Below are 14,098 nucleotides of genomic sequence, written 5' to 3' on the forward strand. Positions count from 1 at the left end.
CCACGACACCTGGTCGGCCGGGTCGTTCTTCACCAACCCGATCCTCACCGACGAGGAGTTCGCCGCGTTCCACGCGCGCGCGGTGGCCCGGCTCGGCGACGGCGTGCGGCCGCCCGCCTACCCGGCCGGTCCGGGCCGTACCAAGACCTCCGCCGCCTGGCTGATCGACAAGGCGGGCTTCACCAAGGGCTACGGCACCGGCCCGGCCCGGATCTCCACCAAGCACACCCTGGCCCTGACCAACCGGGGCTCGGCCACCACGGAGGACCTGCTCGCCCTGGCCCGCGAGGTCGTCGCCGGGGTGCGCGACGCGTTCGGGGTCACCCTCGTCAACGAGCCGGTGACGGTCGGCGTCAGCCTCTGAGCCGCCCGCCCGGCCTCAGTAGGCGACCCCGACCGCCTGCCGCACCGTCTCGGGGTCACCGAGGGCCGCGAGCATCGCGTGGGCCACGTCCGCGCGGGCCACGAACCGGCCCCTGGGCGGATTGCCGCCGACGACCCGGCGGTACCGGCCGGTGCCGGGCCGGTCCTGGAGCCGCGGCGGCCGGACGACCGTCCAGTCGGCGGCACTGGCGGCCAGTTCCGCCTCCATCCGGCGCAGATCGCCGTAGACGTCCCCCAGGACCCGCCAGAGCACGGCCCGCAGGCCGCGGTCGACCAGGCCGTCCCCGTCCGACACCGGGCCGAGCGGCGCGGCGCTGACCACCACCAGCCGCCGCACCTCCGCCGCCGCCATGGCCGCCAGCACCGTACGGGTCAGCCGGCTGGTGACGCCGGCGTCCCCGCGGCCGCGCGCGCCGAGCCCGGACAGCACCGCGTCCCGTCCGGCGACCGCGGGCCGCAGCCGCCCGGCGTCGGACAGGTCCGCGCGGAACACCTCCAGGCGGTCACCGGTCACCGGCAGCCGGGCCGGGTCCCGGACCACCGCCGTGACCTCGTGCCCGGCGGCCAGCGCCTGCCGGACGAGCTCCCGGCCCACACCGCCGGTGGCTCCGACCACGGTCAGCCGCATGGCGTACCTCCCCTGTTCGACGGGCTGCTCGCTCAATCGTCGCCGGGAGGCGCCGCGCCGATCCAGGCGTCCACGTCGGACAGCAGCTTCGTCTTGATGTCCTCGGGCGCCGCCGAGCCGCGCACCGACTGCCGGGCCAGCTCGGCCAGTTCGGCGTCGGTGAAACCGTGGTACCGGCGGGCGATCTCGTACTGCGCCGCCAGCCGGGAGCCGAACAGCAGCGGGTCGTCCGCGCCCAGCGCCATCGGCACCCCCGCGTCGAACAGCTTGCGCAGCGGCACGTCCGCGGGCTTCTCGTAGACGCCCAGGGCCACGTTGGACGCCGGGCACACCTCGCAGGTGATCTGCCGGTCCGCGAGCCGCTTCAGCAGCCGCGGGTCCTCCGCCGCCCGCACGCCGTGCCCGATCCGGTCGGCCGCCAGGTCGTCCAGGCAGTCCCGGACCGAGGCCGGGCCGGTCAGCTCGCCGCCGTGCGGCGCGGACAGCAGGCCGCCCTCCCGGGCGATGGCGAACGCCCGGTCGAAGTCCCGGGCCATGCCGCGCCGCTCGTCGTTGGAGAGCCCGAAGCCGACCACGCCCCGGTCCGCGTAGCGCACCGCGAGCCGGGCCAGCGTCCGCGCGTCCAGCGGGTGCTTCATCCGGTTCGCGGCCACCAGTACCCGCATCCCGAGCCCGGTCTCCCGCACCGTGCTGTCCACCGCGTCCAGGATGACCTCCAGCGCCGGGATCAGACCGCCCAGGCGCGGCGCGTACGAGGTCGGGTCGACCTGGATCTCCAGCCACCCCGAGCCGTCCCTGAGGTCCTCCTCGGCGGCCTCCCGCACCAGCCGCTGGATGTCCTCGGGCTCTCTGAGGCACGAGCGGGCCGCGTCGTAGAGCCGTTGGAAGCGGAACCAGCCGCGTTCGTCCGTCGCCCGCAGCTTCGGCGAATGACCGCCGGACAGCGCCTCGGTCAGGACGTCGGGCAGCCGGACGCCGTGCTTGTCGGCGAGTTCCAGCAGGGTGGCGGGGCGCATCGACCCGGTGAAGTGCAGGTGCAGATGGGCCTTCGGCAGCTCAGAGACATCACGTACACGCTCCATCCAAGGATCTTGCCGTACGCCGGGCGGGTCCCGGTAGCCGATTGCCCGTACGGGGTCTTGCTCGCACAAAAGAAGGGGTCAGTCCTGAACGTTCAGGACTGACCCCTGACTGAAGGCGACGCTCAGTCCCTGGCCTCCGCCAGCAGCTTCTGGATGCGGCTCACGCCCTCGACGAGGTCCTCGTCGCCCAGCGCGTAGGAAAGGCGCAGGTAGCCGGGGGTGCCGAAGGCCTCGCCGGGCACCACCGCGACCTCGGCCTCCTCCAGGATGAGCGCGGCCAGCTCCACCGTGTTCTGCGGACGGCGGCCGCGGATCTCCTTGCCGATCAGCGCCTTGACCGACGGGTAGGCGTAGAACGCGCCCTCCGGCTCGGGGCACAGGACGCCGTCGATCTCGTTGAGCATCCGCACGATGGTCTGGCGGCGGCGGTCGAACGCCTCGCGCATGGTCGCCACCGCGTCCAGGGAGCCGGAGACGGCGGCCAGGGCCGCGGCCTGCGACACGTTCGCGACGTTGGAGGTGGCGTGCGACTGGAGGTTGGCGGCGGCCTTCACCACGTCCTTGGGGCCGATCACCCAGCCGACCCGCCAGCCGGTCATCGCGTACGTCTTGGCGACGCCGTTGACCACGACGCACTTGTCGCGCAGCTCGGGCACCACGGCCGGCAGCGACACGGCGGAGGCGCCGCCGTAGACCAGGTGCTCGTAGATCTCGTCGGTCAGCACCCACAGGCCGTGCTCGACGGCCCAGCGGCCGATGGCCTCGGTCTCGGACTCGGTGTAGACCGCGCCGGTCGGGTTGGACGGAGAGACGAAGAGGACGACCTTGGTCTTCTCCGTGCGGGCCGCCTCCAGCTGCTCGACGCCGACCCGGTAGCCGGTCGTCTCGTCCGCGACGACCTCGACCGGGACACCGCCGGCCAGCCGGATCGACTCGGGGTACGTCGTCCAGTACGGCGCCGGGACGATGACCTCGTCGCCCGGGTCGAGGATGGCGGCGAACGCCTCGTAGATGGCCTGCTTGCCGCCGTTGGTGACCAGGATCTGGCTGGCGTCGACCTCGTAGCCGGAGTCGCGCAGCGTCTTCGCGGCGATCGCGGCCTTCAGCTCGGGCAGGCCGCCGGCCGGGGTGTACCGGTGGTACTTCGGGTTCTTGCAGGCCTCGATCGCCGCCTCGACGATGTAGTCGGGGGTCGGGAAGTCGGGCTCACCGGCGCCGAAGCCGATCACCGGACGCCCGGCGGCCTTGAGCGCCTTCGCCTTGGCGTCGACGGCGAGGGTGGCGGACTCGGAGATCGCGCCGACTCGGGCGGAGACCCGGCGCTCGGTGGGAGGGGTTGCAGGGCTCATGCGCCCCATCGTTCCAGACCGGAAACCTGCCCGGCACGCGGGTTTCACGTACTGAACAGGTCCGGACAAAGGGCTGAACAACAGTCCGGAACCGCCCTCCGGCCAGGGCGATCTTCGGTCACACCGGGCGGACGGGCCGCTCACTGGCCCTTTCTGTTCGACGCCCGGCGCCGAACCACGTACACTCACACCTCGTCGGCCTCCAGCAGCCCGCGCTCATCCGGTGCACACCAAGCACCCGGGCGGATGCGGTACGTTGGGGGGCACACAAAGGGTCGTAGCTCAATTGGTAGAGCACTGGTCTCCAAAACCAGCGGTTGGGGGTTCAAGTCCCTCCGGCCCTGCTACACACACCTTCGCCAGGATGTGTGCGCATGTACGTACAGCAATGCACCGCCGTGCGGCTCAGACCGGGCGCGGCACGGCCACGACCCGGAATCAGGTGAGGACGAGTGACGGACGCCGTGGGCTCCATCGACATGCCTGATGCCCAGGACGAGGCGCCGGACTCCAAGAAGAAGCAGCGCAAGGGCGGCAAGCGTGCCAAGAAGGGCCCCCTGAAGCGTCTCGCGCTCTTCTACCGCCAGATCATCGCGGAACTCCGCAAGGTGGTCTGGCCGAGTCGCAATCAGCTGACGACGTACACCACTGTGGTGATCATCTTCGTCGTCATCATGATCGGCCTGGTCACCGTGATTGACTATGGGCTCAGCCACGCCGCCAAGTACGTCTTCGGCTGACCCGCGAGCGAAGAGCGCCGAGGTACCCGGCGCTCCTTTCGCGTGTTCCACCCCTATGTATCCAGGAAGAAGCAGCCACCGTGTCTGACCCGAACGTGAACGACGCCGTTGAGCCTCACGAGGTGGAGGCCGAGTCCGTCAAGGACGAGTTCGACGCCGTCGACACCGCGTCGGGCGACGAGGACACCGAGACCGCCGAGACCTCTGCCGAGGCCGAGGTCGAGGCTGCCGACGCCGAGTCCTCCGAGGACGCCGAAGCCGAGTCCGAGGACGAGGACGACGCCGTCGAGGCCGCCGCCGACGAGGCGGAGACCGAAGAGGCCGAGGACGAGCCCGACATCGACCCGGTCGAGAAGCTCCGCCAGGAACTGCGTGTCCTGCCCGGCGAGTGGTACGTCATCCACACCTACGCCGGCTACGAGAACCGCGTGAAGACCAACCTGGAGCAGCGCGCCGTCTCGCTCAACGTCGAGGACTACATCTTCCAGGCCGAGGTGCCGCAGGAAGAGGTCGTCCAGATCAAGAACGGCGACCGCAAGACGATCCGCCAGAACAAGCTGCCGGGTTACGTCCTGGTCCGCATGGACCTGACCAACGAGTCCTGGGGTGTCGTCCGCAACACCCCGGGCGTCACCGGCTTCGTCGGCAACGCCTACGACCCGTACCCGCTGACCCTGGACGAGATCGTCAAGATGCTCGCCCCGGAGGCCGAGGAGAAGGCCGCCCGCGAGGCCGCCGAGGCCGAGGGCAAGCCGGCGCCGCAGCGCAAGGTCGAGGTCCAGGTGCTGGACTTCGAGGTCGGCGACTCGGTCACCGTCACCGACGGCCCGTTCGCCACCCTCCAGGCCACGATCAACGAGATCAACGCCGACTCGAAGAAGGTCAAGGGCCTGGTCGAGATCTTCGGCCGGGAGACGCCGGTCGAGCTGTCCTTCGACCAGATCCAGAAGAACTGACCTTCTGGCTCACCAACGTCCGAGCAGGTCAGACGGTCGCTCCGGCGAGCGTCTGACCTGCTCGGTTTTTAGCCGCACATCCATACCCGCTATCGTTGTGCGGTATGCCTGCGTCCGGGTTGTCGCCCGGGTGTGGGCAGGACCCGAATCGAAAGGACCCGGAGAGCTATGCCTCCCAAGAAGAAGAAGGTCACGGGGCTCATCAAGCTCCAGATCCAGGCCGGTGCCGCGAACCCGGCCCCGCCGGTCGGCCCCGCGCTGGGTCAGCACGGCGTCAACATCATGGAGTTCTGCAAGGCCTACAACGCGGCGACCGAGTCGCAGCGTGGCTGGGTCATCCCGGTGGAGATCACGGTCTACGAGGACCGCTCCTTCACCTTCATCACCAAGACCCCGCCGGCCGCGAAGATGATCCTCAAGGCCGCGGGTGTGGAGAAGGGCTCCGGCGAGCCGCACAAGACCAAGGTCGCGAAGATCACGCGCGACCAGGTCCGTGAGATCGCCACCACCAAGATGCCCGACCTCAACGCCAACGACCTGGACGCCGCCGAGAAGATCATCGCCGGCACCGCCCGTTCCATGGGCGTCACGGTCGAGGGCTGACCTCCACCCCCGTACACAAGCAGTAGTAGTGGCAGGGCCTGCTCGGCCCCCGGACCACGACTCCTCTTCAAGCCAACAGGAGCAGTAGTGAGCAAGCGCAGCAAGTCTCTCCGCGCTGCGGACGCCAAGATCGACCGGGACAAGCAGTACGCCCCGCTCGAGGCCGTCCGTCTCGCCAAGGAGACCTCCACGACCAAGTTCGACGGCACCGTCGAGGTCGCCTTCCGCCTGGGTGTCGACCCGCGCAAGGCCGACCAGATGGTCCGTGGCACCGTGAACCTCCCGCACGGCACCGGTAAGACCGCCCGGGTCCTGGTCTTCGCGACCGGTGACCGTGCCGAGGCCGCGACCGCCGCGGGCGCCGACATCGTCGGCTCCGACGAACTGATCGACGAGGTGTCGAAGGGCCGTCTGGACTTCGACGCCGTCGTCGCCACCCCGGACCTCATGGGCAAGGTCGGCCGCCTCGGCCGCGTCCTCGGCCCGCGTGGTCTGATGCCGAACCCGAAGACCGGCACCGTGACCCCGGACGTGGCCAAGGCCGTGACCGAGATCAAGGGCGGCAAGATCGAGTTCCGTGTCGACAAGCACGCGAACCTGCACTTCATCATCGGCAAGACGTCGTTCGACGACACCAAGCTGGTGGAGAACTACGGCGCGGCCCTGGAGGAGATCCTCCGGCTGAAGCCGTCCGCCGCCAAGGGCCGCTACATCAAGAAGGCCGCCATCAGCACCACGATGGGCCCCGGCATCCCGGTCGACTCCAACCGCACCCGCAACCTCCTCGTCGAGGAGGACCCGGCCGCGGTCTGAGCCTGAGGCTCACCCCGGAGCACCGGTTCACGGGCCCCGCACCCTTTCCAGGGTGCGGGGCCCGTCCCCTTTTCCGGGCCGGTTGTCAGTGCTGTGCGTTAGCTTTCTGGTACGGGGACTACTGGGGGGCGGGTGACAGCGATGACGGGGACGGGCGGGCGGCGACCGGCGGGGCGGATGGCGCTCACGGTGGCGGCGGTGATCGCGCTGGTGGCGCTGTGCACGGGCGCCTGCGGTCCGTCCGACGACGCCGAGGGCGCCGGCGAGCGGGCGGCCGGGCCGCCGCCGGCCGCGGTGCTCGCCGGGCTGCGCGAGGCCGAGCGGGCCACGGAGCGGGCCCGCTCCGCGCGCGTGAAGTCCACGACGCGGATCGGTTCCACGATCTCCCTGACCGCGGAAGGCGCCCTCGGCTGGACCGACGACCGGGTCACCGGCACCCTCACGCTCACCTACACCGGCGGCGAGCTGGCCGACAGCATGCGGCAGCTGGGCAGCGCGTCGATGGAGGCCCGGTATCTGCCGGACGCGTACTACGCGCGCATGGGCGACGTCTTCGCCGCGCAGGCGGGCGGCCGGCACTGGGTGCGATACGGGTACGAGGATCTGGACGACCTCGCGGGCAGCTCCGGCGCGGAGCTGGGCGACCAGATACGGGCGGCCACCCCGGACCGGTCGCTGGACCTGCTGCTGGCCTCCGACGACGTGCGGGAGGTCGGCGCGGAGCGGGTGCGCGGCCGGCTCACCACGCACTACTCGGGCACGGTCCGGGACACCGACGCGGGGGTCACCGGCCAGACCGTCGAGGTCTGGATAGACGGCCGGGACCTGCTGGTGAAGAAGGTCGAGCGGGCGACCACGTCGGACGGCGAGCTGACCCAGACCGCGCACTACCGTGACTACGGGGTACGGGTGAGCGCCCAGCGGCCCCCGGCGGACGACACCCGGGACGTGACGGAGCTGCTGGACGGCACGGGTGGGACGGGCGGCACCGGCGCGACCGGTGGGAGCGGTGGGACCAGCGGGGCGGCGGAAACCGAGGGGGAATCGGGTCCTCCGCTGGGATAAGCTCACAGGGTTTTCAAAAGATTCGACAAACTGTTCCTTTTATTTCCTTGGGGGGAATCGATGGAGCGCGGTACAGGTAAGCGGGGCGGGGCCACCCTCGCCGGGATAGCGGCGCTGGTGCTGGCGGGCGGCGCGGTCGGCTGCGGCGCGGAGCAGGACGGGGCCGCCGGGCGGACCGTCCACCAGGTGATCACGGCGGCGTACGAGAAGACCGCCGAGGCGAAGTCCGCCAAGATCGAGATGACCATGTCGACGCCGGCCGCGATGGAGGGCGGCGGCGACATGAGCATGAGCGGCGTGATGGGCTGGGACCCGACCGTCATGGACGTGACGATGAAGGGCTCCATGCTCGGCGCCGAGGCGGGCGCCCCGGAACAGAGCCGGATGATCTGGCAGGACAACGTCATGTACATGGACCTGGGGGCCGAGGCCGCCAAGGAGATGGACGGCAAGCGCTGGATGAAGCTCGACCTGGCCGCCGCGGCGGAGATGGCCGGGGACGAGGCGCTGACCAAGCAGATGACGTCCGGCCTGGAGAGCATGGACCAGAACCCGGTCGACCAGCTCGCCCTGCTGCTGGAGTCGCCCAACCTCAAGCACGTCGGCACCGAGAAGGTGGCCGGCGTCGAGGCGGAGCACTACAAGGGCACGCTCACCGTCAAGGAGATGATGGCGAGCAACGACAGCCTGGACGTCCTCGACGCCAAGGAGCGCAAGCAGCTCCTGGACAGCATCGAGCAGGCCGGCATCAAGGGCTACGACACCGAGGTGTGGGTCAACGAGGACGACCTGCCGGTCCGCATGGACGTGACGATGGAGTCCCCGGAGGGCGACATCGACATGAGCATGAAGTTCTCGGACTACGGCGCCAAGGCCCAGGTCGAGGTGCCGCCGGCCAGTGACACCGCCGACCTGTTCGAGAAGCTCAAGGAGATGACCGAGGCGCTGGAAGGGCTGGACGACGTGTCGTCGGATCTCGGCGGCTCCACCGAGGACCTCGACAAGGAGCTCGCCGACATCGAGAAGGAGCTGGCCGAGCTGGAGCAGATGGACACCTCCGGCGCGTGAGGACGGTCAGAGCACTGACCGGATTTGCCTGCCGGCGATCCGGTCGCGTACTCTCCTGAAGAAGCCAAAGACCGCTGGTCGTTGCCGCACGTTCGAAAGAAAGTGCGGTGGCCGAAGGATCCGCTGAACAGCGGACGACCCGCGCAGGTGTCAGTGGAGAAGCTCCCGACCAGTTCGTACCGTGCGCGTGCGAATGACATCGGTTGAGCTACGCCCCGTGCGCCTGCGCCGGGGCGTTTCGTTTTCTCCAGTCCTCCTTCGGGTCCGCGCGGTCCGAATCACCCGGAAGGAGGCCGAAACTCTATGGCGAGGCCCGACAAGGCTGCTGCGGTAGCCGAGCTGACGGACCAGTTCCGCAACTCGAACGCCGCCGTGCTGACCGAGTACCGCGGTCTCACCGTGGCGCAGCTCAAGACGCTGCGCCGGTCGCTCGGTGAGAACGCCCAGTACGCCGTGGTGAAGAACACGCTGACCAAGATTGCGGCCAACGAGGCCGGGATCACGACGCTCGACGACCAGTTCAATGGTCCGACGGCGGTCGCCTTCATCACCGGTGACCCGGTGGAGTCGGCGAAGGGTCTGCGCGACTTCGCCAAGGACAACCCGAATCTCGTCATCAAGGGCGGTGTCCTTGACGGCAAGGCGCTGTCCGCCGACGAGATCAAGAAGCTTGCGGACCTCGAGTCCCGCGAGGTTCTGCTCTCCAAGCTGGCCGGTGCCTTCAAGGGCAAGCAGTCCCAGACTGCTCAGCTCTTCCAGGCGCTGCCGTCGAAGCTCGTCCGCACCGTGGACGCGCTCCGTGCCAAGCAGGACGAGCAGGGCGGTGCCGAGTAATTCGGCTCGCTTTCTGACCCACGCCGCCTGAGCGCGGCAACGGTCGCAGCGGGCCCGACTACGCCCGCCTCACCCAGTACATCCGGCACCCCCTGCCGAATAGTGGAAGGACCGCCATCATGGCGAAGCTCAGCCAGGACGACCTGCTCGCCCAGTTCGAGGAGATGACCCTCATCGAGCTCTCCGAGTTCGTGAAGGCGTTCGAGGAGAAGTTCGACGTCACCGCCGCCGCCGCGGTCGCCGCCGCCCCGGCCGGCCCGGCCGCCGCCGCCCCGGTGGAGGAGGAGAAGGACGAGTTCGACGTCATCCTCACCGGTGCCGGCGACAAGAAGATCCAGGTCATCAAGGTCGTGCGCGAGCTGACCTCCCTGGGTCTGAAGGAGGCCAAGGACCTCGTGGACGGCGCCCCGAAGCCCGTCCTCGAGAAGGTCGCCAAGGACGCCGCCGAGAAGGCCGCCGAGTCCCTCAAGGGCGCCGGCGCCTCCGTCGAGGTCAAGTAACACCTTCGCGTCCGGGTGAACAGTCCCTGGGGCTGTAACGCGTACGCACCGAAGAGCGATCATCCATCCGGGTGGTCGCTCTTCGTCGTTCCCGGGCCCCCGCCGTGGTTGCCTTGCGACCGAGTGTGTGCGGGGTATGGTGATCTTCGTCGTGTCTTCGAGCGCCCCGGTTCGGGCAAGGGGGGCCTTGACGAACCGCACGCAGCGCGCAATTCTCAGGACGCGTCGTCACAACGATCCGGGTTCCGAGGCATGGATCGACGGCGCAGAGGGAAGTATGAACCTGCGTTGAGGGCAGCTTGCCGCAGACGTTGAGAAGAGGGTAGTGAGGCGCTCCGTAGAGCGGGACTGGACATCAGTGTGCCAAGTGGCTACACTGACCCTTTGCGCTGCCTGTTAGCTGCTCCCTGCCCGTCACCAGGGGCATGCCCTCGCTTCAGTACAGACGACCGGATCGGCCCTGAGCTGGCCTTATGGCTAGATAAGGGAGCCTGTCTCTGTGCAGAGTGAGGGACCGGTACGCGCGTAGTGAGTCCGAGCCCTCGGAAGGACCCCCTCTTGGCCGCCTCGCGCAATGCCTCGACCGCGAATACGAACAACGCTGCCAGCACCGCCCCGCTGCGCATCTCTTTTGCAAAGATCAAGGAGCCCCTCGAGGTTCCGAACCTTCTCGCGCTGCAAACCGAGAGCTTCGACTGGCTGCTCGGCAACGACGCGTGGAAGGCTCGCGTCGAGGAGGCTCTGGAGTCCGGTCACGACGTCCCCACCAAGTCCGGCCTGGAGGAGATCTTCGAGGAGATCTCCCCGATCGAGGACTTCTCCGGGTCGATGTCGCTGACCTTCCGCGACCACCGCTTCGAGCCGCCGAAGAACTCCATCGACGAGTGCAAGGAGCGCGACTTCACGTTCGCCGCCCCGCTCTTCGTCACCGCCGAGTTCACCAACAACGAGACCGGCGAGATCAAGTCCCAGACCGTCTTCATGGGTGACTTCCCGCTCATGACGAACAAGGGCACCTTCGTCATCAACGGCACCGAGCGTGTCGTGGTGTCGCAGCTGGTCCGTTCGCCGGGTGTCTACTTCGACTCCTCCATCGACAAGACGTCCGACAAGGACATCTTCTCCGCCAAGATCATCCCGTCCCGGGGTGCCTGGCTGGAGATGGAGATCGACAAGCGCGACATGGTCGGTGTGCGCATCGACCGCAAGCGCAAGCAGTCCGTGACCGTCCTGCTCAAGGCGCTCGGCTGGACCACCGAGCAGATCCTGGAGGAGTTCGGCGAGTACGAGTCCATGCGCGCCACCCTGGAGAAGGACCACACCCAGGGCCAGGACGACGCGCTGCTCGACATCTACCGCAAGCTGCGTCCGGGCGAGCCGCCGACCCGCGAGGCCGCGCAGACGCTGCTCGAGAACCTGTACTTCAACCCGAAGCGCTACGACCTCGCCAAGGTCGGCCGCTACAAGGTCAACAAGAAGCTCGGCGCCGACGCCCCGCTGGACGCCGGCATCCTGACCGTCGAGGACGTCATCGCCTCGATCAAGTACCTGGTCAAGCTGCACGCCGGCGAGACCGAGACGGTCGGCGACAACGGGTCGCCGGTCGTCGTCGAGACCGACGACATCGACCACTTCGGCAACCGCCGGCTGCGCAGCGTCGGCGAGCTCATCCAGAACCAGGTCCGTACGGGTCTGGCGCGGATGGAGCGCGTGGTGCGCGAGCGCATGACGACCCAGGACGTCGAGGCGATCACGCCGCAGACCCTGATCAACATCCGGCCGGTCGTCGCCTCCATCAAGGAGTTCTTCGGCACCAGCCAGCTGTCGCAGTTCATGGACCAGAACAACCCGCTGTCGGGTCTCACCCACAAGCGCCGCCTGTCGGCTCTTGGCCCGGGTGGTCTCTCCCGTGAGCGGGCCGGCTTCGAGGTCCGTGACGTGCACCCCTCGCACTACGGCCGCATGTGCCCGATCGAGACGCCCGAAGGCCCGAACATCGGTCTGATCGGCTCGCTCGCCTCCTACGGCCGGGTCAACGCGTTCGGCTTCGTCGAGACGCCGTACCGCCGCGTCACCGACGGTGTCGTCACCGACGAGGTCGACTACCTGACCGCCGACGAGGAGGACCGCTTCGTCATCGCGCAGGCCAACGCCACGCTCACCGACGACATGCGGTTCGCCGAGGCGCGCGTGCTGGTCCGCCGCCGTGGCGGCGAGGTCGACTACGTCACCGGCGAGGACGTCGACTACATGGACGTCTCGCCGCGCCAGATGGTGTCGGTCGCGACCGCGATGATCCCGTTCCTGGAGCACGACGACGCCAACCGCGCCCTGATGGGCGCGAACATGATGCGGCAGGCGGTGCCGCTCATCAAGAGCGAGTCGCCGCTGGTCGGCACCGGCATGGAGTACCGCTCCGCGGTCGACGCCGGTGACGTGGTCAAGGCCGAGAAGCCGGGTGTGGTCCAGGAGGTCTCCGCCGACTACATCACCACCGCCAACGACGACGGCACGTACATCACCTACCGGCTGGCCAAGTTCGCCCGCTCCAACCAGGGCACCTCGGTCAACCAGAAGGTCATCGTCGACGAGGGCGACCGGATCATCACCGGCCAGGTGCTGGCCGACGGTCCGGCCACCGAGAACGGCGAGATGGCGCTCGGCAAGAACCTGCTGGTCGCGTTCATGCCGTGGGAGGGTCACAACTACGAGGACGCGATCATCCTGTCGCAGCGCCTCGTGCAGGACGACGTCCTCTCCTCGATCCACATCGAGGAGCACGAGGTCGACGCCCGTGACACCAAGCTCGGCCCGGAGGAGATCACCCGGGACATCCCGAACGTCTCCGAGGAGGTCCTCGCCGACCTCGACGAGCGCGGCATCATCCGGATCGGTGCCGAGGTCGTCGCCGGCGACATCCTGGTCGGCAAGGTCACGCCCAAGGGCGAGACCGAGCTGACCCCGGAGGAGCGGCTGCTGCGCGCGATCTTCGGTGAGAAGGCGCGCGAGGTGCGCGACACCTCGCTGAAGGTGCCGCACGGCGAGATCGGCAAGGTCATCGGCGTCCGCGTCTTCGACCGCGAAGAGGGCGACGAGCTGCCGCCGGGCGTGAACCAGCTGGTCCGCGTCTACGTCGCGCAGAAGCGCAAGATCACCGACGGTGACAAGCTGGCCGGCCGGCACGGCAACAAGGGCGTCATCTCCAAGATCAACCCGATCGAGGACATGCCGTTCCTGGAGGACGGCACGCCGGTCGACATCATCCTCAACCCGCTGGGTGTGCCGTCCCGAATGAACCCGGGACAGGTCCTGGAGATCCACCTCGGCTGGCTCGCCAGCCGCGGCTGGGACGTCTCCGGCCTCGCGGAGGAGTGGGCCCAGCGGCTCCAGGTGATCGGCGCCGACCAGGTCGAGCCCGGCACCAACGTCGCCACCCCGGTCTTCGACGGTGCGCGCGAGGACGAGCTGGCGGGTCTGCTCCAGCACACCATCCCGAACCGCGACGGCGAGCGCATGGTGCTCCCGTCCGGCAAGGCGCGGCTGTTCGACGGCCGCAGCGGTGAGCCGTTCCCGGAGCCGATCTCGGTCGGCTACATGTACATCCTCAAGCTGCACCACCTGGTCGACGACAAGCTGCACGCCCGTTCGACCGGTCCGTACTCGATGATCACCCAGCAGCCGCTGGGTGGTAAGGCCCAGTTCGGTGGCCAGCGCTTCGGTGAGATGGAGGTGTGGGCGCTGGAGGCGTACGGCGCCGCTTACGCCCTCCAGGAGCTGCTGACCATCAAGTCCGACGACGTCACCGGCCGCGTGAAGGTCTACGAGGCCATCGTCAAGGGCGAGAACATCCCCGAGCCGGGCATCCCCGAGTCCTTCAAGGTGCTCATCAAGGAGATGCAGTCCCTGTGCCTCAACGTGGAGGTGCTGTCCTCGGACGGCATGTCCATCGAGATGCGCGACACCGACGAGGACGTCTTCCGCGCCGCGGAGGAGCTTGGCATCGACCTGTCCCGGCGCGAGCCGAGCAGCGTCGAAGAGGTCTGACGGGAGTCCGGCCGGGCTCGACTGAGCCCGGC

12 protein-coding genes, 1 tRNA gene and 1 pseudogene are annotated in these 14,098 nt (G+C 68.9%); 11 read left to right on the top strand and 3 right to left on the bottom strand.

Annotation, left to right across the window (positions count from 1 at the left end):
* Positions 1 to 364 (top strand): annotated as a pseudogene (locus ACTT8P_RS36185) (UDP-N-acetylmuramate dehydrogenase); the annotation flags it as partial.
* 15 nt (positions 365 to 379) lie between these two features.
* Here the strand turns inward: ACTT8P_RS36185 and ACTT8P_RS36190 are convergent.
* The 3 genes from ACTT8P_RS36190 to ACTT8P_RS36200 form a co-directional block, all read right to left on the bottom strand.
* A complete protein-coding gene (locus ACTT8P_RS36190; protein WP_442836044.1) occupies positions 380 to 1,012 on the bottom strand; it encodes an NAD(P)-dependent oxidoreductase in 633 nt (210 codons plus the stop codon).
* 32 nt (positions 1,013 to 1,044) lie between these two features.
* Positions 1,045 to 2,094 (bottom strand): adenosine deaminase, encoded by a 1,050-nt coding sequence (locus ACTT8P_RS36195; RefSeq protein ID WP_442836045.1) that lies wholly within the window; start codon positions 2,092 to 2,094, stop codon positions 1,045 to 1,047.
* Between the two features lie 122 nt (positions 2,095 to 2,216).
* The gene (locus ACTT8P_RS36200) at positions 2,217 to 3,443 is read right to left on the bottom strand and encodes a pyridoxal phosphate-dependent aminotransferase (protein WP_442836046.1); all 1,227 of its coding nucleotides are present in this window, start codon (positions 3,441 to 3,443) and stop codon (positions 2,217 to 2,219) included.
* A 271-nt stretch (positions 3,444 to 3,714) separates the two neighbouring features.
* Between ACTT8P_RS36200 and ACTT8P_RS36205 the strand changes: the two genes are divergently transcribed.
* From ACTT8P_RS36205 to rpoB, 10 genes are all read left to right on the top strand, one after another.
* Positions 3,715 to 3,787 (top strand) — tRNA-Trp (locus ACTT8P_RS36205).
* A 108-nt stretch (positions 3,788 to 3,895) separates the two neighbouring features.
* Positions 3,896 to 4,183, top strand: a complete 288-nt coding sequence (gene secE, locus ACTT8P_RS36210) for a preprotein translocase subunit SecE (RefSeq protein ID WP_190206132.1) — start codon at positions 3,896 to 3,898, stop codon at positions 4,181 to 4,183.
* 80 nt (positions 4,184 to 4,263) lie between these two features.
* Positions 4,264 to 5,139: a transcription termination/antitermination protein NusG gene (nusG, locus tag ACTT8P_RS36215; protein ID WP_442836047.1), complete on the top strand. Its 876-nt coding sequence runs from the start codon at positions 4,264 to 4,266 to the stop codon at positions 5,137 to 5,139.
* Positions 5,140 to 5,307: 168 nt separating this feature from the next.
* Positions 5,308 to 5,742: a 50S ribosomal protein L11 gene (rplK, locus tag ACTT8P_RS36220; protein ID WP_006130605.1), complete on the top strand. Its 435-nt coding sequence runs from the start codon at positions 5,308 to 5,310 to the stop codon at positions 5,740 to 5,742.
* A gap of 87 nt (positions 5,743 to 5,829) precedes the next feature.
* Positions 5,830 to 6,555 carry a 50S ribosomal protein L1 gene (gene rplA, locus ACTT8P_RS36225; RefSeq protein WP_361157741.1) on the top strand — a complete coding sequence of 242 codons (726 nt, stop codon included), beginning with the start codon at positions 5,830 to 5,832 and terminating at the stop codon, positions 6,553 to 6,555.
* Between the two features lie 141 nt (positions 6,556 to 6,696).
* On the top strand, positions 6,697 to 7,620 hold the full coding sequence (locus tag ACTT8P_RS36230; protein ID WP_442836048.1) for a hypothetical protein: 924 nt from the start codon (positions 6,697 to 6,699) through the stop codon (positions 7,618 to 7,620).
* A 60-nt stretch (positions 7,621 to 7,680) separates the two neighbouring features.
* Positions 7,681 to 8,688 carry a hypothetical protein gene (locus tag ACTT8P_RS36235; protein WP_442836049.1) on the top strand — a complete coding sequence of 336 codons (1,008 nt, stop codon included), beginning with the start codon at positions 7,681 to 7,683 and terminating at the stop codon, positions 8,686 to 8,688.
* A gap of 303 nt (positions 8,689 to 8,991) precedes the next feature.
* Entirely contained in the window at positions 8,992 to 9,522 is a 531-nt protein-coding gene (gene rplJ, locus ACTT8P_RS36240) for a 50S ribosomal protein L10 (RefSeq protein ID WP_442836050.1), read from the top strand.
* Between the two features lie 119 nt (positions 9,523 to 9,641).
* Entirely contained in the window at positions 9,642 to 10,022 is a 381-nt protein-coding gene (rplL, locus tag ACTT8P_RS36245; RefSeq protein WP_442836051.1) for a 50S ribosomal protein L7/L12, read from the top strand.
* A 558-nt stretch (positions 10,023 to 10,580) separates the two neighbouring features.
* Positions 10,581 to 14,066: a DNA-directed RNA polymerase subunit beta gene (rpoB, locus tag ACTT8P_RS36250; RefSeq protein ID WP_361157730.1), complete on the top strand. Its 3,486-nt coding sequence runs from the start codon at positions 10,581 to 10,583 to the stop codon at positions 14,064 to 14,066.
* Positions 14,067 to 14,098 lie beyond the last annotated feature (32 nt).

The sequence above is a fragment of the Streptomyces sp. JW3 genome (genome assembly GCF_052216785.1).
In the GTDB taxonomy this organism is placed as follows: domain Bacteria; phylum Actinomycetota; class Actinomycetes; order Streptomycetales; family Streptomycetaceae; genus Streptomyces.